Annotated in this window: 20 protein-coding genes; 14 read left to right on the forward strand and 6 right to left on the reverse strand. The window is 67.6% G+C overall.

Features of this window, described 5'->3' with window-relative positions; translation table 11 throughout:
- Positions 1-256 precede the first annotated feature (256 nt).
- From mobC to ACFWRV_RS06010, 3 genes are all read left to right on the forward strand, one after another.
- Positions 257-535 carry a plasmid mobilization relaxosome protein MobC gene (gene mobC, locus ACFWRV_RS06000; RefSeq protein WP_367444503.1) on the forward strand — a complete coding sequence of 93 codons (279 nt, stop codon included), beginning with the start codon at positions 257-259 and terminating at the stop codon, positions 533-535.
- 4 nt (positions 536-539) lie between these two features.
- Entirely contained in the window at positions 540-2240 is a 1701-nt protein-coding gene (locus ACFWRV_RS06005; RefSeq protein ID WP_384328833.1) for a mobilization protein, read from the forward strand.
- Positions 2241-2339: 99 nt separating this feature from the next.
- Positions 2340-2729 (forward strand): hypothetical protein, encoded by a 390-nt coding sequence (locus ACFWRV_RS06010; protein WP_129845366.1) that lies wholly within the window; start codon positions 2340-2342, stop codon positions 2727-2729.
- Between the two features lie 149 nt (positions 2730-2878).
- Here the strand turns inward: ACFWRV_RS06010 and ACFWRV_RS06015 are convergent, their stop codons facing one another.
- The 3 genes from ACFWRV_RS06015 to ACFWRV_RS06025 all read right to left on the reverse strand — a co-directional run bounded on the left by ACFWRV_RS06015 (position 2879) and on the right by ACFWRV_RS06025 (position 4903).
- Positions 2879-3436 (reverse strand): hypothetical protein, encoded by a 558-nt coding sequence (locus tag ACFWRV_RS06015; RefSeq protein WP_384328836.1) that lies wholly within the window; start codon positions 3434-3436, stop codon positions 2879-2881.
- Positions 3437-3669: 233 nt separating this feature from the next.
- On the reverse strand, positions 3670-4119 hold the full coding sequence (locus ACFWRV_RS06020) for a hypothetical protein (protein WP_384328838.1): 450 nt from the start codon (positions 4117-4119) through the stop codon (positions 3670-3672).
- Positions 4120-4216: 97 nt separating this feature from the next.
- Complete coding sequence (locus ACFWRV_RS06025) at positions 4217-4903, reverse strand: DUF317 domain-containing protein (protein WP_384329181.1); 687 nt, start codon at positions 4901-4903, stop codon at positions 4217-4219.
- Positions 4904-5372: 469 nt separating this feature from the next.
- On the opposite strand from ACFWRV_RS06025, the gene ACFWRV_RS06030 reads away from it, so the two are divergent.
- Both ACFWRV_RS06030 and ACFWRV_RS06035 read left to right on the forward strand, forming a co-directional pair.
- Positions 5373-6020: an HAD family hydrolase gene (locus ACFWRV_RS06030; RefSeq protein WP_053560592.1), complete on the forward strand. Its 648-nt coding sequence runs from the start codon at positions 5373-5375 to the stop codon at positions 6018-6020.
- 17 nt (positions 6021-6037) lie between these two features.
- Positions 6038-6910 (forward strand): DUF1932 domain-containing protein, encoded by an 873-nt coding sequence (locus ACFWRV_RS06035; protein ID WP_384328842.1) that lies wholly within the window; start codon positions 6038-6040, stop codon positions 6908-6910.
- On the opposite strand, the gene ACFWRV_RS06040 is transcribed toward ACFWRV_RS06035, so the two are convergent.
- Together ACFWRV_RS06040 and ACFWRV_RS06045 are read right to left on the reverse strand one after the other, a co-directional pair.
- The gene (locus ACFWRV_RS06040) at positions 6886-7437 is read right to left on the reverse strand and encodes a guanylate kinase (RefSeq protein WP_384328845.1); all 552 of its coding nucleotides are present in this window, start codon (positions 7435-7437) and stop codon (positions 6886-6888) included. The two genes, ACFWRV_RS06035 and ACFWRV_RS06040, sit on opposite strands and share 25 nt — an antisense overlap.
- Positions 7437-8474: an AAA family ATPase gene (locus tag ACFWRV_RS06045; protein WP_384328848.1), complete on the reverse strand. Its 1038-nt coding sequence runs from the start codon at positions 8472-8474 to the stop codon at positions 7437-7439. Before ACFWRV_RS06045 ends, ACFWRV_RS06040 begins: the two co-directional genes overlap by 1 nt.
- 194 nt (positions 8475-8668) lie before the next feature.
- On the opposite strand from ACFWRV_RS06045, the gene ACFWRV_RS06050 reads away from it, so the two are divergent.
- The 6 genes from ACFWRV_RS06050 to ACFWRV_RS06075 are packed head-to-tail and all read left to right on the forward strand — an operon-like array spanning position 8669 to position 14585.
- A complete protein-coding gene (locus tag ACFWRV_RS06050) occupies positions 8669-9346 on the forward strand; it encodes a class I SAM-dependent methyltransferase (RefSeq protein ID WP_384329184.1) in 678 nt (225 codons plus the stop codon).
- On the forward strand, positions 9343-10659 hold the full coding sequence (locus ACFWRV_RS06055; RefSeq protein WP_384328851.1) for a N,N-dimethylformamidase beta subunit family domain-containing protein: 1317 nt from the start codon (positions 9343-9345) through the stop codon (positions 10657-10659). The genes ACFWRV_RS06050 and ACFWRV_RS06055 overlap by 4 nt, the downstream gene beginning before the upstream one ends.
- 13 nt (positions 10660-10672) lie before the next feature.
- Positions 10673-11815 carry a glycosyltransferase family protein gene (locus tag ACFWRV_RS06060; RefSeq protein ID WP_384328853.1) on the forward strand — a complete coding sequence of 381 codons (1143 nt, stop codon included), beginning with the start codon at positions 10673-10675 and terminating at the stop codon, positions 11813-11815.
- 33 nt (positions 11816-11848) lie between these two features.
- Complete coding sequence (locus ACFWRV_RS06065; protein ID WP_384328855.1) at positions 11849-13417, forward strand: hypothetical protein; 1569 nt, start codon at positions 11849-11851, stop codon at positions 13415-13417.
- Complete coding sequence (locus tag ACFWRV_RS06070) at positions 13369-13923, forward strand: FkbM family methyltransferase (protein WP_384328858.1); 555 nt, start codon at positions 13369-13371, stop codon at positions 13921-13923. Before ACFWRV_RS06065 ends, ACFWRV_RS06070 begins: the two co-directional genes overlap by 49 nt.
- Before the next feature lie 23 nt (positions 13924-13946).
- Positions 13947-14585, forward strand: coding sequence for a histidine phosphatase family protein (locus ACFWRV_RS06075; RefSeq protein WP_384328861.1), 639 nt, complete (start codon positions 13947-13949; stop codon positions 14583-14585).
- Positions 14586-14617: 32 nt separating this feature from the next.
- Here ACFWRV_RS06075 and metG read toward each other — a convergent pair whose 3' ends face one another.
- A complete protein-coding gene (metG, locus tag ACFWRV_RS06080) occupies positions 14618-16339 on the reverse strand; it encodes a methionine--tRNA ligase (RefSeq protein WP_384328864.1) in 1722 nt (573 codons plus the stop codon).
- A gap of 352 nt (positions 16340-16691) precedes the next feature.
- Between metG and ACFWRV_RS06085 the strand changes: the two genes are divergently transcribed.
- Genes ACFWRV_RS06085 through ACFWRV_RS06095 form a run of 3 tightly spaced genes read left to right on the forward strand, consistent with a single transcriptional unit; the run spans position 16692 to position 19730 of the window.
- Entirely contained in the window at positions 16692-17993 is a 1302-nt protein-coding gene (locus ACFWRV_RS06085) for a nucleotide sugar dehydrogenase (RefSeq protein ID WP_384328867.1), read from the forward strand.
- A gap of 11 nt (positions 17994-18004) precedes the next feature.
- Positions 18005-19075, forward strand: a complete 1071-nt coding sequence (locus ACFWRV_RS06090) for an NAD-dependent epimerase/dehydratase family protein (RefSeq protein ID WP_384328870.1) — start codon at positions 18005-18007, stop codon at positions 19073-19075.
- Positions 19076-19103: 28 nt separating this feature from the next.
- On the forward strand, positions 19104-19730 hold the full coding sequence (locus tag ACFWRV_RS06095; RefSeq protein ID WP_384328873.1) for a hypothetical protein: 627 nt from the start codon (positions 19104-19106) through the stop codon (positions 19728-19730).
- Positions 19731-19732: the final 2 nt, after the last annotated feature.

Raw genomic sequence — 19732 nt, forward strand, 5'->3', positions numbered from 1 at the left:
TTGTTGTTGGTTTCTGTGTTCTTCCTCGAGCTGGGCGCGGCGGGGTGGTTGGCCTTGGGGCGGGGGGGGTACATGGGTGGCGCGGGGCCCGGGGGGGCCGCCCGAGGCTGGGGGTGCCGAACCGTCGTCGAGCGCGCCGCAGCAGCGTACGCCGCGTCGCCGTCTGCGTGACCAGCAGCTGCGCGAGCGCCGCGTCCATCCCCGCTACAACGACGACGAGTTCGCCCTCGTCCAGGGCGCCCCTGCCCTGAGTGGCATGGCGCCTGGTGGCTATGTGGCTGAGTGCTCGCTCGCTGCCGCCCGCGCCGATGACCCCACTGCGGCGGTGGCCGACTACCGCGCCATGGTCAAGGTGCTCATGACCGCCAACGGGCAACTCGGAAAGGTCGGCAGCAACCTCAACCAGCTCACCCACCACCTCAACAAGGACGGCGCCTGGCCCCACCCCGCCGACGTCCAACAGCTCCTGAACCATGTTGAGGCGTCCATCACCCAGCTGGACGCCGCCATCGCCCAGGTCACTGAAGGGCGGTGAGCGGGTGATACCCAAGATCATCCTTGGCTCGGGCCCGAAAGCCGCAGGCCGCACGATCGGCTACCTCTTCGGCAAGGGCCGGGCGAACGAGCACACCGACCCGCACCTGGTGGCGTCCTGGAACGGCTTCGCCCCCGACCCCGGCCGCAGCCCTCACCGCGACCCCAAAGCGGTCGAGCGGCAGCTCGTCGCCCAGCTCGACCAGCCCGTGAAAATGCTGGGCGACAAAGCACCCAAGGACACCGTTTGGCACTGCCCCGTCCGGGCCGCACCCGAAGATCCGGTCCTCACCGACGCGCAGTGGGCGGACATCGCCCGCCGGATGGTGGCCGCCGCCGGCATAGCCCCCGAAGGGGACGATGAAGCCTGCCGCTGGGTGGCCGTCCGCCACGCCGAGGACCATATCCACATCGCCGCCACCCTCGTACGCCAGGACGGCCGCCGTCCCGAGCGCGGCTACGACCAGCGCGCCGTCCAGCGCGAGGCCCGCAAGATCGAAGTCGACTACGGGCTCAGGCGGCTGAATCAGGGCGACGGCACCGGCGCCAAACGTCCCACCAGCAAGGAGTGCTTCAAGGCCAAGCGCCTGGGCCAGGACGCCACCACCCGCGATGTCCTGCGCCTGCGGGTGCGCCGCGCGGTCGCCGCCGCGTCCGACGAAGCCGAGTTCTTCTCCCTGCTGGAAGCCACCGGCGTGACCGTGCGCCTCAAGCTCGGCCCCTCCGGCGACGCGCTCGGCTGCAACTTCGCCATGCCCCACGACACCATCGACCAGGGCCAGCCGGTGTTCTACGCGGGCTCCACCCTCGCCCCCGACCTGTCCCTGCCCAAGATCCGCAAAAGCCTCGCCACCACCAGCCCCGAACCGGCCCCTGCCTGGCCAGGTAACCCGTGGCACCAGGCCACCGCCGCCACCGAACGCATCCCCCGCCACCTCACCCATGGCGACGGCCCGACCGCCCAAGGCCAACTGGTCGCGCTCGGCGCCACGCTGGACCTACTCCCGATCGCCGCGCCGGCCGCGCTGAGGTCCGAACTCGAACAGGCCGCCGTCGCCTTCGAGCGCGCCACCCGCTCCCATATCGCAGCCGACCTCGACAGCACCCGCGTCCTGCGCCGCAGCGTCCAAGCGATCTGGCGTGAGCAGCCCTCGGACGGCGACGGAGCCGGGTTCGCGATGCTTCTGGACACCGTGCTCACGGCGGTGGCGTTCGCCATGCACTGGCACCGCACCCACCAGCACGCCCAGCAAGAAGCAGCAGCCGAACAGGCCCTCGTCCACCTGCAGATCGCGTGCAGGCGGGTCGCCGAGCCTGTCCTGACGGGACTCGCGCAACGCGCTCCCAGCCTCCAGATGAAGCACCGCTTCGCCTACCACCTCCAGCAGGCGGTCCCCGGGTACGCCGAGCGCATCCTGGGCGACCCCGCCTGGGACGCGCTGGCCGCCGTGCTCGCCGAAGCGGAGGCAGCCGGGCACAACGCGACCGTCGTCCTCGACCAGGCGCTTGGCCAGCGCACCCTGGACGACGCCAACAACCCCGCCCGCGCCCTGACCTGGCGCGTCCGTCGCCTCGGAGAGCGCCACGCCCCCGGACCCCGAGCCCAGGCGGCCAAGGCCCGCAGCACCGCACAGCGACCCGGTGTAACGGTGCATCCCGCGGCCGCCGTGCCGCTCCAGCAGCAGTCGCCAGCGCATCGGCGTTGAGTAAAGCGGGCGCAACATAGACGACGATCGCCGGTTAGCCCAACCGGCGATCGTCCGGAGACTTTATGCCTCAACTCCCGCTCCGGAAGGAACCCCTGTATGGCCCAGACCGACATCCGGCCCCGTGCCGTCGTCCTCCTCACCGACGTAGACACCTCCCGCCGCGACGAACCCGGTCGCCTGTATCACCACGACGGACGCCCGTTCACCACCGCCGAGTACGACCTGCTCTGCACCTGCACCCGGGCGGAGATAGACATCGCGGTCGCGCACATGCAGCCAGTGGGCGACTGGATGAGTGAACGCCACACGATGCAAAAGGCCCTTATCGGCCTGTACATGAAGTACGCATACCAATTCACCGACGCCTCCCCGGACAGCGTCTACGACCTCATGACCGACGAGGACTACGCGACGTTCGAGCGCCTGGCCGAAATCCTCAGTCCCGGCGATGCCGTCGAAGAGCTCGCCGGACACGAACAGGACTGACCGGCCACACGCCAAGAGGCGGCTCTTCAAGACTCCGTCTGTTTGAACAGCACCCTCAGGGCCACGTGCCCGTCCACGTGGTCCCCGGCTCCGCACACGCCGCAGGCCCGACCGGCTTGTCCGGTCGGGCCTGCGGCATTCCTACCCATTCAGTGAGCCTCGCGGGCTTTCGTCACCGCCCTCTCCACGTGGGCATCGACGAGCGCGGACGAGCCCGAGACCACCGCAACCACCCTCCCCACACGAACGGCTGTCTGCTTGACGACACTGCTCCGTCCGCCGGCGGTGAAGGTGAGCAGCTGACTCCACCGCTCCTCGCCCAGCCCGGCCTCGGCAAGCACCTTCCGGGTCGTAATCGTGACGGGGGTACTGCCGAGGGGCACCTGATACGTGCGGCACGAAGTCATCGCCTCGAAGATCCGGCCCACGCCATCGGAGAGCCTCTGCTCGGTGTCGCTGTACAGCTCCTCGGCCACCTCGGAGTCGCTGCCGCCCGTGTAGGTGAAGGACGCCTTCGCCCTGCGTGGGAAGTCGAGGCTGCCACCGACCGCGGCCTGGTCGCCGAGCTTCTCCAGCGCCGGGCAGCCGGTCACCGTGACGGCGTCGTGCCGCTTGGGCTGTTCCGGCTTACGGATGTAGCCCTCGCCCAGGTCGCCTTCGTCGAGGAGGCGCTTGCTCAGCGCAGCCGAGGACAGCGGCCTGGGCACAGAGGAATCCTTGCCCTCTGGGCGCACAGGGGGCGGAAGCGGTCGGGGATTCAGCGGAGGTGCTGCCGTTGGAACAGCCGGCCAGGGCCAGGACGGTGAGGGCGCTCAGGCCCAGGGTGGTGTTGTGAAAGCGCACGCGATACCCCAAAGTTGCTGCGGAATGGACGGTCTGACCAGGCCGGACCTCCGGGCACCGGTGATACGGAGAAGTGGGGCGAGGGGTTTCGCGGAGGTCAGTGGCCGAGGTAGCGCAGGCCGTCCTCCAGGGTGGGGTGCCAGCGGTCGGCCGGACCGGAGTTGCGGTTGTACCAGGCGGTGTCCAGGCCGGTCTCCTTCGTCTCGTGGCCGGCCCGGCAGCGCAGCCATACCGAGTCGTCGCGCAGGTTGAAGATGATCCAGTTGCGGTACGCGCCACACGAGGGGCACTGACGGACCTCGCCGTCGATGACGAGCGGGGAGTCCCAGCGCATCATGAACCCCTCGACTTCCTTGCGGGATGGCGCCCGAAAGTCCGGCGGCAGGAAGTCGAGCTCCACCGCCACGCCCGGTGTGGCTGGGACCGCAGCGGCGACCAGGCCGGGATCGGCGGGCCACGGCTGCTGGGCGTACATGGCCAGCATCGCCTGGCCGGCGCGCTGGGCTTCGCGGAAGGCACGGTCGGCGCGAGCACGGCGTCGGAACATGAACTCTCCATCTCTGCCAACTAGCAGGCAAGGGGGAACGGGTAACTTGGGGAATGGGCGTCGAGCGGCACCACAGCCGCTCGAGGAGCGTGGGTCGTCAGCTGTGGAGGATGACGCTGAGCCGGTCCACGGCGCTCTCGGGCAGAGTGCGGCGAGCCACCGGTACCTGGGAGGCGAGCGAGGCAGCAAACGAGGCGACCAAGTCATGGGGGACGCTGGCGCTGAAACTGGCGCACCACAGATACGGTTCTCCCGGAGCGGGTTCCGCCCACGCCTGCCAGCCGACCAGGTCAGGGCACGGGTCGGCATCCTCGATGAGCGGCGGCAACACCTCCAGGGACATGCTGCAGGAAAACCCGGGGGCCATGGCGGTAGTACCGGACCGGTCCGCATCCCTGTACCAGCCCCGTGCGGCGAGTGCGTTCAGGACCGTCTCGGGCCCCTCGCCCACGCCATCAGGCGCCTCGCGGGCGTCGATCACGACAAGGAGATCGGCGAGCGCCTCGTACGGGACGCCCGCGGTGAAGTACGCATTCCACTCCGTCATCGCGGAGGCGGCATGAGGGCGGGCAGACAACTGCCAGGCGACGGGCAGTCCGCCCAAGGAGAACGGGTAGGCCGAAAGGATCCACTCGGCGCCGCACAGCCCGTCCGGGCTCACAAACAGCAGGGTGTTGCGAGAGGTCGGCCACATACGCCAACCGAGGCCCACCAAGGTGTCGCCGATCTGCTCGGCCAGAGCGCCGTCATCACCGGCCAGGTGGCGCGGAGTGACCCAGTACACCGGGTCCGACGCGCCGGGGCGGAAGGGATCGTTGAAGTGGTGCGGGTACAGGGGCGCCTCCGTGGACTCGGGGAAGAATGCTCGGCTGGGTGTCGTACGTTGACATGCCTTGCCGTAGCGCACCAGTCATTTCGGTGGAATTCATGTCTGCCCCTGGCGAACTGGTGAAAAGTGAACAGATTTGCCCCGCTAGGTGGGCCGCCTCCACCGCGCCCCGGGCTGGTCGGTGTCGGTTTCACGTAGGACGGCGGGCCCGCGTTGGAGTGCTCACGCATCGCGCACGTGCGGCTCGGCCTCACCGTCTCGCACAAAGACGCCCAGTCGTGTCCCCCATAGGGGGCGGTTCGGTCTTCGCGAGTGCGCGCGCTGAAGCGCACCGACGGACCCTCCGGATGCGCAACCTCAGGGTCACCACAGTGAAGTCCCCTCTTCAGTAACGGCGCATCCGTTCCGGCTAAGGTCGTCACCCATGCAGCGGCTGGTGCTCTTCGATCTCGACAACACCCTGATCGACAGGAACGGTGCCATCCACGATTGGGCTGTTCAGTTCGCCGCTCGGCACTCCCTCGCTGACGACGCCACCACGCAGTTGGTCGAGTTGGTCCAGGAACGAGCGTTCCCAGTCACCTTCGAAACCGTACGGGCGCAGTACCGTCTCCAGCCCTCCGCGAAGACGTTGTGGAGGCAGTACTGCTCCAACATCGCGGCGGCGGTCAGGTGTCCTGAGAGGGTACTCGCGGGCCTGGATGTCCTACGAGCCACCGGCTGGCGAGTGGGGGTCGCCACCAACGGAGCGACCGACATTCAGAACGCCAAACTCCAGGCAACCGGTCTGATCGATCGCATCGATGGCGTCTGCGTCTCGGAGTCCGTCGGGGCACGAAAGCCCGCACCCGCCGTCTTCGAGGCGGCAGCCGTAGCGTGCGGCTCCCTCCTTTCCCAAGGTGGCTGGATGGTGGGCGACAACCCGGAGACCGACATCGATGGAGGTCGTCGAGCGGGCCTACGCACGATCTGGATCCCCAACGGGCGGGCCTGGCCCAGCCGGCTCGCCGCACCTGACCATTGCGTACCCGACGCGGAGACGGCCATCGCGCTGTTGCTGGCCAGTGACTGATCGAGGAGTGTGACTACGTGAAGTGCGACATCACCGAGGTAGGACTGCTGCATCCGGGGAGCATGGGTGCGGCCTTCGCAGCTCAGCTCCGCGCCCAAGGCACGACCGTCCTCTGGTGTCCTGTCGGCCGCAGCGACGCGTCCCGGCAGCGTGCGGAACTCGCGGGTATGGAAGCAGCCGACGATCTCGGACAGCTTCTACGGCGCGTCGGCCTGGTCATCTCCTTGTGCCCGCCGGCAGCGGCCGAGGAGGTCGCAGCTGAGGTGGCCAAGCACGGTTTCCGCGACAGGACGTACGTCGAGGCCAACGCGATCACTCCGCAGAGGGTCCGGGCTGTGGCCGCCTGCCTGCCTGACGCAGCTGTTCTCGACGGTTCTGTCGTCGGGTCTCCTCCGGTCGGGGGAAAGCAGCCGACGCTCTACCTTTCCGGCCCCCCGCGGCACGTCGCGCTGGTTGCCGACCTCTTCGAAGGGACCGATGTGCAAACACGCTCCCTGGGGAATGAGATCGGGCAGGCTTCCGCTCTGAAGCTCGCGTACTCCAGCTACCAGAAGGCGTCCCGCGTCCTGGCCGCCGTGGCGTACGGGGTGGCCGATGCGAACGGCGTCGCGGACGAACTCCTGCAGATCGCCGCCAAGCGGACCGGCAGCTATCTGACGGAGACGGACTACATCCCCAAGACTGCCGCCCGCGCCTGGCGGTGGGCGCCGGAACTGGAAGACGCCGCAGACCTGCTCGCCGAGTCGGGGCTGCCGGGCCACTTCATGCGGGAGATTGCCGCTGTCCTTCACCGTTGGGATGAGGTCCACGACGGGTCCGTCACCGTCTCCCGTGCTCTCGAACTGCTGTGTTCAGCGGACGATCGTCACACAGACGCGCGTACAAGCTGATCAATCAGGGCAGCCCCGTCCGCAGGCGAGGAGACTTCGGTGTCCACGCGGAGATCCCAGGGAAGATGACCATTGATGGCGAGGTCCTGCTCCGTCGCGTCCCAGGCAGCCAGTCGAGCCTCCGTATCGCGATCACCTCGCCCCTTCGAGCGGACAGCCGTGGCCTCCCGAGAGCACCACACCAGCACCGTCGACCAAGCGGCAGGATAGTTGGCGGTCACCGCTTCGATGCCCGCGACCTGGCCGAGATGGAGGACCGGGATGCGCCCGCCTGCCATGGCCAGCCCGAGTCCCGGACGGTCGACAACGTAGGTGTTCCCATAACGGTCGTTGCGATAGATAACGTCACCGTGTCCGTCCAGCTCCGCCAACTGGGCGGGCGTGCCCATTCGGTAGCCCTCCGACTTACCGCTGCCGATTTTGAGCCGGCTGAAGAGGGCATAGCGTGAGTCGAGTTGGACGAGAGCTGCCGTCACGGTGTCCTTGCCGGCGGCAGGCGGTCCGTACAGCAGGATTCCCTGGTTCATTAGAACACCGTCCCCAGCACCTGTCGCACCTGGTCAGTGAGGGATATCGCCGCGCCGAGGCGGTTGTCCACCACCAGGTGATCGACGACAGGACGTAGTTCGACGTCCACGGTCTTCACGTACTCGTCCCAGTGCTGAAGCTTCCAGCTGTCGCGGGCGGCAGACCGGAAGCCGATGTACTCGCGCATCGTCTCCACATCGCACTTGATCCAGACTATGGAGACGCTGACTCCTCGGGCCTCGCACCGATTGGTCAGCCGCTGGATCCACTGGGCATCCCTCACCTCTGAGATGAACGGTGCTGTCAGCACCGTGCTGATGGAGCAGTCGATGTTGGCGTAGGCGGTCTCCAGCAGGCACTGGTACTCGAGAGGCCGCACCTGCTCGCGGTAGATCTCGGAATGCCGGTCGTTGGGGTCGCTGCCCATCTCCACCAGAAGTCGCTCGACCAAGGGACGCGTGATGGGGTCCTTGTCGAGGACGGGCCATCCCGTGAGCTGGGAGATGAAGCGCGAGAACTCCGATTTCCCGCAGCCTGCGAAGCCGCCGACGATGAACAGAGACGGGCGATGAGGATCTCCGCCCGTGTGCCGACGCTTCCACGCGTCGATGATCCGCTGCTGAACGTCGAGCTCTCCGGAGACATCCGTTCCTGGCGTAATCTGAGAAAGTGCCCGCTCGACAGCGAGGACGTGGGCCCCGTTGCGAGACTCCGCCGACGGTGTGAGCTCCAGGTGCGTGGCCTCGTCGGGCAAGGGGTGGCGGAACCCGAGCTCGGGTTCCGTACCGCGGTACAAAAGGCAGTACGCACGTCGATAGTGCGGCCCCGGGTACACCTCGCCCTGCTCGTGCTGCCAGAGTGTCTGGAAGTTGGCAGCGGGCACCGCGATGGCAGCCCGCGTCGCCACTTCCCGCAATCGCTCGCCGGCACGCTCGAGGGTCAATCCGTGTGCCTCGCGCACCTCACGGAGCTTGTCCGGGCGCCATCCCGCACGGCTCCTCGCCACGTCAGTTACCGCCTGCCCATCGGTCAACATGATCGGGACTGTAAGTCTGCCCTGTGCGAAGTCGTGTGTAAGCGGATGTTGAAAAGTCGGGGTGCTCGACGTTGAACGGCCTCACTAGCTCGCCGTGATACACGGATGACCTGCGCCCCGCTGTCATGGACCTTGTCAGCCTGCCGAGTTCACAACTCGCGGTCGAACACAACAAGTTCATGAAGGAGCTGAGGATGCTCGACTTCGGAGAGCAGCACAGCGCATCGGCTGAATGGTCCGAGCAGCAGATCGCCTACTACCGCGCAAGGGCCGACGAGTACGACACCGCATACGCGGAGCGCATGGGGATGCCTCAGCTTTCGCATGTGCTCGATCGGCTGCCCATCAGCGGAGACGTCCTGGAGCTGGCGTGTGGCACGGGCCAGTGGACCCATCTGCTCTCCGGGCGCGCCCGGACCCTGACTGCGGTGGACGCCGCGCCCGAGATGCTTACTGTCGCGCGACGTCGCCTGGAGGGTTCGACGACTCGTTTTATCGAGGCGGATATCTTCAGCCAGGTTCCTGATCGCCAGTACGACACCGTGTTCTTCGCCTTCTGGCTCAGCCATGTGCCGCCCGCATACCTGGAACCCTTCTGGAAGGCCCTCCGGGGGGCTCTGAAGCCCGGTGGCTGTGTGGTCTTCCTCGACGACTCCCGCGCGAAGGCGGAGATCGAGGAGACGATCGAGGGACGGGCGGTACCTACGGTTCGCCGGAGGCTCTCCGACGGGAGCCAGCACCTGACCGTCAAGGTGCTGTACGACGCCGACGGACTCGCGAAGCGGCTGGGCGCCCTGGGCTGGGAGTCTCACGTCGAGCAGGTCGATCGCTATCACTACATGGGAGTCGCGCGGCCCCAGGCGCACTCATGACCGGCATCAACGGATACCCGGCGTCCCCCACGGTCCGTGCCGGGCGCAGCATCCGACTGCACATCGCCACCTCCGCGGATCGCTTCCGGCTCGACTTCTACCGCTGGGGCTCGAAACCCAAGCACACGGGGCACGTCGAGTGGCCCGGACGGGACGCCGCACTCGGGCGGTATGACCAGGACTGGCAGTGGCCGGGCTACGACTTCCTCGTACCGCGAGACTGGCGGTCCGGTGTCTACATCGGAGTCCTGAGCACGGGCGACTGTCCGATCCGGCCGGCCATGGACGCTCGCGAGGCCAGATTCCTGCTGGTCGTCACGCCCGCAGTTCCCTCGGGCCGCAAGGTCCTCTACAAGGTCCCTGTTTCCACCTACCACGCGTACAACACGGCAGGAGGTGGAAGCCTCTACAGCGCCTCCCGGGTGACGCTGCGCCGACCGGGAGGAGGCGTCGGCGGTCCGGTCAAGGGCCTGCCCGACCCGTACGACGCCACGTCGCCTCGGCAGACGTTCGCGCACTGGGATGCTCCCTTCATCTCCTGGATGGAGGAGAACGGGATCCAGAGCGACTACTGCACGGACCTCGACCTCGACGAAGGCCGGCTCCTCGGCGACGGGTATCGCCTCCTGGTCTCCTCCGGGCACGACGAGTACTGGACGGCTCGGACCCGTCGGAACACGACCGCCTTCCGCGACGCAGGCGGCAATATCGCCAATTTCGGAGCCAACAGCTGCTGGTGGCGCGTGCGTCTCGACGAGAATCGCTCGGCACTGGAGTGCGCGAAGTTCCCTCCCGGCGCCCCCGCTGGAACGGACCCGGACAGCTCGTACGGCTGTCCCGACCACTGGTGGGGGTCGGACCCCGAAAACGCCCTGCTGGGTGTGAGCTACCGGAACGGCGGCGGGCACTGGGACGGCCCGCGCACGTCTCTCGGGTTCACCGTCACCGACGCGGACCACTGGGTGTTCTCCGGAACGGGGCTCAGGACCGGTGACGCCTTCGGACACGACCGAGCGCTCGTCGGCTACGAATGCGACGGAGCCGCATACGAGATCGACGAGCAGCGGCGCCCGCGGCCCACCGGCCAGGACGGAACGCCCAAGGACTTCGAGATCCTCGGCATCGCCCCACTTCCCTCCGCCTGGAACTTCGCAGCCCGGGAGCCGACGCCCAGTCCCCGCGCGGCCACCCTCGGCCTCTACACGGCGACCGGCACCGTCTTCACCGCTGCCACCACTGACTGGGCCCGGCTACTCCCCACCGACCCCCAGGTCGCGGCCATCACCCACAACGTCATCACCCGGCTCGCCTGACGAAGGGATCGTCGTGTCCACACTCACACAGCCGCTCAGCGTGATCATCGGCGTCAACGGCATCGGCATGGGGCATTCCGTCAGGCAGAGCGTGATCGCCCAGTACCTGCGCGACCGCGGCCACCACGTACGGATCATCACCAACGGGAGCACCCGAGTCGAGTACTTCCGCGACCTCGGATTCCCCGCGTGGGACGGGTGGATGCCGACGCTCCTTGCCCGTGACGACCGCATCCACGCGGCCGATGTCTTACGCACCAACATCCGGCGGACTCCCGCCGGCATCAGCCAGCACCTGCGGCTACGCCGGGCCATCAGGAAAACCGGCGCCCCGGACATGTTCATCACGGACTACGAGCCCAACACACCGCGCCTGGCGTACCACTTCGGCAGGCCCCTCATATCGGTGGACCAGCAGAGCAAGTACCGGCACCTCGACCTGCCGCCGGTCGGTCGGTTTGCACGCACCGCCGACGAGCAGCGCCTGCGCTACTTCGCCCCTCGGGCCGACCGGTCCTTCATCTGCTCCTACATCCCTTTGGAGGCCGACGACCGAAAGCTGGAGTTCATCGCCCCTGTCGTTCCGGACTTCGTCCGCTCCGCCCGGGCTACCAGTGAACCAGTGTCCACGGCCTACTTCTCCCGGTACTTCGATCACGGCCCTGAGGACTCCGTCCGCGCCCTCGCCAACGTGTTCCGCCAGTACGTTCCCGATCGAACGCTGCGGATCTACGCGCACTCGGACGAGATCGACAACCTGCGCCCGTACGCCGACGGCAAGATCGAAATCTGCCCGTTCGACCGCCAGGCGTTCATCTCCGACCTGGCGCGCTCCGAGACCGTCTTCTCCAATGCCGGCTTCAACCTCATCAGCGAGGCGTTCGTTCTCGGCAAACCGGTCCACCTGGTGCCGCTGCCGACGTATGACCAGCACTGGTGCGCCAAGGTGGTTCACGAGGCGGAACTCGGCACCAGCACCCCACGGATCGAGCGCGGGGCGGTACTCGACTTCCTCAACCGGGCGCGGGAGCTTCGCGCCAACGTCGAACGCCATCGGGACCTGCACCTCGTCCAAGACCCGCGGGAACGAATCGCCTCTTACCTGGAGACTCTGCCCGCAACCTGTGGGCGGGTCCCCTCCCCGTCCGTCCGGTAGGCGGCCATGGAGCTGCCTTCACTACCCGCGTACGTGACCACCGTCGTGATCGTGGCCATCGTTGTGTTCTGCTATCGCTTCGCCGTCTCTCCGACGGTGCGAGCGCTGTCCTCTCGGCCGACGGTCTGGCGAGCGACGCTTGCGACTGCCGTTGCCTCCGCCCTGCTCGCCTTCCTCTCCCCGCCCGACCCCGGCCCCTTCCGCTGGTTCATCGTCTTCGTGACCGCCCTGTTGACTTGGCAGGGCACCACGAGCGACTACGACGTGACCCAACCCATCGGCCCGCAGCGCTCGGCCAAAGTGGCGCTGCTTCTCCTCGCAGTGGCCTCCTGCTTCTGGGCACCGGCCCTGCTGCCGTGGCTCGCTGTCTACTGCGGTCGGCTGCGCGGGTGGAAGCACCACGCGATGATGCCGCTGAGGCTGCTCAAGGCGTACCTCGCTTGGTTCTTCGTGGGGACGGCTCTCAGCACGCCAGAACCCTCAACCGGGCTCGTACTGGTACTCGGATGCGTCTCGCTCTCCCACTACGTCAAACCGGCGTGGAGCAAAGCCCGGCTCGGGCCGCGCCCTTGGTCGTGGGCCTGGCACAACCGCACCCACTACCTCACAGCCTCCGCCTACTCCTGGGGATGGGCACGCTTCCTGCCCGCTGAAACCGTGACCGGCATCCTGCGCCGCGCACGCGCCGTGGACCGCCCCCTCAACATCCTGACGGTGCTGGTCGAAACCGCCGGCCTTGTCGCGTTCCACGACCGGAGCCTCCTCGTCGCTGTCCTGGTCGCGACGGCCGTCTTCAACCTCGCCGTCGTCCTCGCCTCCGGCATCTTCTTCTGGGAGAACATCTGCACCAACGCCGCACTCGCGCTGACCGTCGCACTGCTCCCTGACCAGGAGTACGACGCAGCGTTCGGTTGGCCGGCCCTCGTCATCGCACTCCTGATCTTCATCCTCAGCACGGCTGACCTGCTGTGGCAGCCATGGCACCTCGGCTGGTGGGACTCACCGTTCACGGCACGCGTCAACTGGCAGGTGGAGACAGCCTCCGGCGCAACACTCGGGCTCTACAACGACTTCATGTGCCCGTACGAGCGCGAATTCGGCCGAGTCCTGGGCTACTTCCTCACCAGCGAACCCATCCTCCACGGCCACCTCGGCATCGTCTGGGACCCAGAGCTGCGCGACCGCCTCGTTCGCGCAGCAGGCGACCCGGCCGAGCTCCACCACCTCAAGCAGACCTATGGCCGAGCACAAACGAACGCGGACCAGGCACGCGAGCACATCGCCTTCCTGACCACGATGTTCATCCGCCTCAACTCCGGTACGCCGAAGGGCCCGCTGCCCCGGCGGCTGCGCCGGCTCAAGGCCCCCGGCGGCCAGCTCTACCAGTGGGGTGACCTTCCTCCCTACCGCGGTGAGGAACCGGTGCGCCGCATCACCATCCGCTACCAGGAACGCTGCTACCGGCCGGAAGCCGGCGACTTTGTCCTGCTCGCCGACGGCGTCGTGCAGGAAATCCACCTACCCGCGACAACGACCAACCACGGGAGTCCTTCATGCGCAAAGTTTTCATCGACTGCGGGACCAACCTCGGAATCGTGCTGAGCCGCTTCATCGACGAGCTCCCTGACCACGACTTCTATGCCTTCGAGCCCAACACGGAGCTGCTGCCGGCCATCCGCTACGAAGTCGAACGGGCCGCTCACTCACCTCGCGTCGAGGTCTCTCACAGCGCCGTGTGGACGCACGACGGGGTGATCAACCTCTTCCTCGGCCACCACGAGAGCTCCACGGTGATGCCCGGCAAGCGGGTCCCGCCGGTGTATGACCAGCAGATCGACTACGGATCGCCGGTCCCGGTACCTGCCGTCGACTTCAGCGCGTGGCTGCGCCAGACCGTCACCCCGAACGATCACGTCGTCGTGAAGATGGACATCGAGGGCGCCGAATACCCCGTGCTCAAGAAACTGATCGCCGACGGGACGATCGGTCTCATCTCGGTCCTCTACATCGAGTGGCACTACGACCGCTTCCCCACCATGCGCCGAGCCGACCACGACCAACTCGTCGCCGTCGTGTCCGCTTTCGTCGACGTCCGCGACTGGGACTGACCCGAGAAGAGGGACGGACCACCATGAGCACCAAACACATCTACCTGGTCAAGCACGGTGAGACCCAGGAAAACGCCCGCGGTATCCACCAAGGCAGGGCCGTCGGCGGCACACTGAGCAAACGTGGACGCGACGACATCCGCGCTGCTGGTCGCACCCTCGCCGCAGCCGGACTCGCGGTCGACCAGATGCTCGTCAGCCCGATGTCCCGATGCCGTGAGTCGGCCGCACTCCTGACGGCCGCGCTCACACCGGCCGACACCCGTGTGGACACCCGGCTGGCGGCGAAGAACAGCGGCCATCTCGGCGGCCGGCCCAGAGACTGCGCGGCGGCGGAGGCGGTCCGTCAGAGCGTCCCCATCCACCAGCTCCGAACGCCGGGCGGCGAATCCTCCGAAGACGTCCAGGCCCGCTACATGCGCCTGTGGGACGAGGTCTGCGCCGGACCGCACCGCACGACCGTCCTGGTCGGACACGGCGGCGGGATCGCCTGCCTCCTGCTGAAGCTCACGCAACACGGCTTCGAGCACTACCTCGAGTATGTGCCCGGATCCGGAGGCGTGACGTGGGTCGAGATCGACGAGGACGCCCCTCGAATGCGGCTGATGAACGTGCCACCCGCTGAGCTGGCCGGGCACCTCACCGCCCGTACCGCCCGATGAAGCCGGGATCGGTACGGGCACGAGAGGCACCGTCAGGCGTCGGCTCCGCCAAAGCGCTCCCGGTAGGACTCCAGGTCCTCCTCCGAGATCTTCGCGAAAAGCACCGGCGGCACAGTGAAGGCTGTACCGGCCGGGACAGCGTCCAGGGACTTGGCCTGCTCGGCGGTCACCCAGGTCGCGGTGTCGCTCTCCAGGGCGAAGGCCCCGCGCATGGCGGCGGCCGAAGCCGGGATGAACGGCTCGGAGACGACCGCGTACAGGTGGATCAGGTTCATCGCCGTGCGCAGCGTCAGTGCGGCGCCGGCGGCGTCGGTCTTGATCTCCAGCCAGGGGGCCTTCTCCTCCAGGTAGGAGTTGCCCGCGGACCACAGGGCGCGCAGGGCGGCGGCGGCCTTGCGGAACTGGAGCGCCTCCATCTGCTCCTCGTACTCGCCGAGCAGCCGTGCGATCTCCTCGCCCAGCTTCGCCTCCGCCTCGCCGGCGGCACGACCGGCCGGGGCCTCGTCGCCGAACCGCTTGCGGGAGAAGGACAGCACGCGGTTGACGAAGTTGCCGAGGGTGTCGGCCAGGTCCTTGTTGACCGTGGCGGTGAAGTGCTCCCAGGTGAAGGAGGAGTCGTCCGACTCGGGGGCGTTGGCGATCAGGAAGTAGCGCCAGTAGTCGCCGGGCAGGATCTCCAGGGCCGCATCGGTGAAGACGCCCCGCTTCTGGGAGGTGGAGAACTTACCGCCGTAGAAGGTCAGCCAGTTGAAGCCCTTGACGACGTCGACCTTCTTCCACGGCTCGCGCACGCCGAGCTCGGTGGCGGGGAACATCACCGTGTGGAAGGGGACGTTGTCCTTGGCCATGAACTGCGTGTAGCGGACGATGTCGTCGGCCTCGTACCACCACGACTTCCAGTCGCGGCTCTCTCCGTCGGCGGACGCGTCCGCCCACTCCTTCGTCGCGCCGATGTACTCGATCGGAGCGTCGAACCAAACGTAGAAGACCTTGCCCTCGGCCGCCAGCTCCGGCCAGGTGTCCGCCGGGACGGGCACGCCCCAGTCCAGGTCCCGCGTGATGGCCCGGTCGTTCAGGCCCTCGGTCAGCCACTTGCGCGCGATGGACGTGGACAGGTGCGGCCACTCGGCGCTGACGGTCGCGATCCACTCCTCGACCTCGTGCTGGAGCTTGGACTGCAGCAGGAAAAGGTGCTTGGTCTCGCGGACTTCCAGGTCCGTGGAACCGCTGATCGCCGAGCGCGGGTCGATCAGGTCGGTTGGGTCGAGGACGCGGGTGCAGTTCTCGCACTGGTCGCCGCGAGCCTTGTCGTAGCCACAGTGCGGGCAGGTGCCCTCGACGTACCGGTCCGGAAGGAAACGGCCGTCGACCGGCGAGTACACCTGCCGGATCGCACGCTCCTCGATGAAGCCGTTCTCGTGCAGCTTGCGCGCGAAGTGCTGAGTGATCTCGACGTTCTGCTGCGAAGAGCTGCGGCCGAAGTAGTCGAAGGCCAGCTCGAAGCCGTCGTACACGGCCTTCTGCGCGTCGTGGGCCTGCGCGCAGAACTCGGCGACCGAGAGTCCGGCCTCCTTGGCGGCCAGCTCGGCCGGCGTGCCGTGCTCGTCGGTGGCGCAGATGTAGAGGACGTCGTGACCACGCTGGCGGAGGTACCGGGAGTACACATCCGCCGGAAGCATCGACCCGACCATGTTGCCCAGGTGCTTGATCCCGTTGATGTAGGGAAGCGCGCTGGTTACCAGGTGTCGAGCCATCCTTGGATGCTCCATTTCGTACGCATTACGGCGCCGGTGCCACTGCCACGGCGGGCCCAGGTCGGGAGGCCGCAGTCGATGCGATCACTCCGATCGCACGCACGCGTCACACATGGTGACGGAACGAGGCTGCAGGCCATCGCCATCGTATCGAACCGGGGGTTGGGCCAGCCTGCGGGTTTTCCCGGCTCCCCATACCGCACCCGAAAAGCACTCGGCCGTCCGAGACAGGCGGCCAAGCGAGTCTCGTACGGCCGAGGCGCGCCCCATCTTACGGCCACCACCCACCGCGGGTCCCGCGCCACGTATACGTCCCCGCTCCCCAGCCCCCAATTTCAGTGAGGTGGATCGCATGACCAGGAAGCACAAGCCCCGCGGGCTCCGCGTCGTCGTCGTGGGGCAGGGATACGTCGGGCTCCCGTTGGCGGTGCGAGCCGCCGAGGTCGGGCACCACGTCGTCGGCCTCGACGTGGACGCCGGCCGGATCAAGCGGCTCGTGATCGGTGAGTCGTACGTCGAGGACATCCCGGACAAGCGACTGGCGCCTCTTCTCGCCGCCAGCTCCTACCAGCCGACCGTCGACCCGTCCGACTGCGCCGGGTTCGACGTGGCGGTCGTCACCGTCCCGACGCCGCTGCGCGACGGCGCTCCGGACCTGTCGCACGTCGAGGAGGCAGCGCGGACGCTCGGCCACCACCTCACCCGCGGAGCGACCGTGGTCCTGGAGTCGACCACGTACCCCGGGACGACCGAGGAGGTGTTCCGACCGCTCCTCGAACGCGGCTCCGGGCTGACCGCCGGCCGCGACTTCCACCTCGGCTACAGCCCGGAGCGCATCGACCCCGGGAATCCCACCTGGAGGCTGGAGAACACACCCAAGGTCGTCTCGGGCATCGGCCCGTCCTCCATGGAGGCGGTCCGCGCCTTCTACGCGTCGCTCGTCGACACGGTCGTGCCCGTGGCCAGCTGCAAGGAAGCGGAGTTGACCAAGCTCCTTGAGAACACCTTCCGGCACGTGAACATCGCGCTCGCCAACGAGCTGGCGATCTTCGCCCACGACCTGGGCATCGACGTCTGGGCGGCCATCGACGCGGCGTCCACCAAGCCGTTCGGGTTCATGCGCTTCACCCCCGGCCCCGGCGTCGGAGGACACTGCCTGCCCGTCGATCCCTCGTACCTGTCGTGGCGGGTCGAGCGGGCCCTGGGGCAGAACTTCCGCTTCGTCGAGCTGGCGAACGACGTCAACAACCACATGCCCGACTACGTGGTGCGGCGCCTCGTCGCGGGCCTCAACGAACGAGGCAAGCCGCTCAAGGGCTCCCGGATCCTGCTGCTCGGCCTGGCATACAAGGCCAACACCGGGGACGCCCGGGAGACACCGGCCACTCGCATCGCCGAACTCCTCACCGGCATGGGCGCCGAGGTCCAGGCCGCCGACCCCCACGTCCTGGACGACGCCCACCCCCGCGCCGTCGGCTTGGCGAGCCTCCAGCAGGTCGACGTGACCCCAGCCCGCCTCGCGGCGGCCGACGCCGTTGTCCTCCTCGCCGACCACGATGCCTTCGACTACCCCCTGATCAGCGCGCACGCCCCGTACATCCTCGACTGCCGCCGTCGGCTCGCCGGCGCCGGCGCCCACGTCGACTCTCTCTGAAGGGCAGCCCTATGCAGATCGTCATCACCGGCGGTGCCGGGTTCATCGGCGGCAACCTCGTCCAGGCCCTGGCCGAGCAGCCTCAGGTCACCCGACTCCGAGTCGTCGACAACCTCTCCACCGGGGACAAGGCGAACCTCGCCGGCCTCGACGTCGACTTCTTCGAGGGAGACGTCCAGGACGCCGCTCTGCTCGACCAGGCGTTCCACGGCGCCGACGCAGTCGTCCACCTGGCCGCGCTTCCCTCCGTGCCGCGCTCCTTACAGGACCCCCTGGCCAGCCACCACGCCAACGCGACCGGCACCCTCCAGGTCCTCGAAGCAGCCCGCCGCGCCGGCGGCCCGCACGTGATCGCCGCTTCCTCGTCCTCCGTCTACGGCTCCAACCCTCACCTGCCGAAGCACGAGGACCTCGCCACCGCCCCGATGAGCCCGTACGCGGTCACCAAGCTCACGACGGAGGCGTACCTGAGCGCCTACCACCACAGCTTCGGCCTGCCAGTCCTCCCCTTCCGCTTCTTCAACGTCTACGGCCCCGGCCAGCGCGCCGACCACGCCTACGCCGCCGTCATCCCGAAGTGGATCAGCGCCACGCTCGCCGGAGAGCCCGTCACGATCCACGGCGACGGCACCCAGACGCGGGACTTCACCTACGTGGGCACGGTCTGCCGCGTCCTCACCGACGCGCTCCTGCGTCGGGTGGTGGCCCCCCGCCCGGTAAACCTGGCTTTCGGGAGCCGGACTTCGCTGCTGGGTCTGATCCAGGAGATCGAGACGGCAACTGGGCACGTCGTCAAAGGGCAGCTCGTGCCTGCGCGCACTGGTGATGTCGCCCACTCCCAGGCCGACAGCGGCCGCCTGCAAGCGCTCTTCCCGAGAGTGCCGCCCATGGCACTGGGGGAGGGGATCTCCGCGACAGCGGACTGGATCCAGACCTCGATCACGGGCGCAACTCTGAGTAAGTCCACTCTTGATCGGATGAGGTCGAAAAGGACGCATGCTCACGGCGATGGTCCGTTTGGCCTCTGCCCAGAGGATAGTGCTGAGAGCTCCGCGCAGGACGGGCGCTACTGGCAGGCTTAGCCCTCTATTTCATCGTTCGGAGGACTGTATGGGAGCCGAGCTCGGTCCGTTGGTCATCGTGCGCCGCAGTGGCGATGAGCTGATACGAGCCGACGGCAGGACGGTGGGCAAGCTCGCCGATTTCTGGAGTTGGGCGTGCTCCGACCTGACCAACAACACCATGCGAGGCGTCCTGGCGGAGTATCTGGTGGCCACCGCGCTGGGCGCTGCCACCGGTACCCGCACCGAATGGGACACAGTTGACATCCGCACGCCCCAGAACTGGCGTATCGAGGTGAAGTCGACGGCCTACCTGCAGTCTTGGGCACAGTCGCAGCCATCGAGAGTCTCCTTCCGCATCGCGCCTGCCTCCGGCTGGGACGCCCAGACCGACATCACTTCAGCAGATGTGCTGCGCCGCGCCGACGTGTACGTGTTCTGCCTCCTGCATCACCGGGAGAAGCAGACGCTAGATCCTCTCGACCTTGACCAATGGACCTTCTATGTCCTGCCCACTCGGATACTGGACGAGCGTTGCCGACTTCAGAAGACCATCACCTTGGCCGGCCTTGAGTGCCTCAAGCCGTTGGAGACCGGTTTCGTCGGCCTCCCTGAAGCTGTCTTGGCCTGTGCCGAAGACTCTCGGCGGAACCAGGGGGAATCAAGCTCCGGCTGATC

It is taken from the genome of Streptomyces sp. NPDC058576 (assembly GCF_042718715.1).
Lineage (GTDB): Bacteria > Actinomycetota > Actinomycetes > Streptomycetales > Streptomycetaceae > Streptomyces.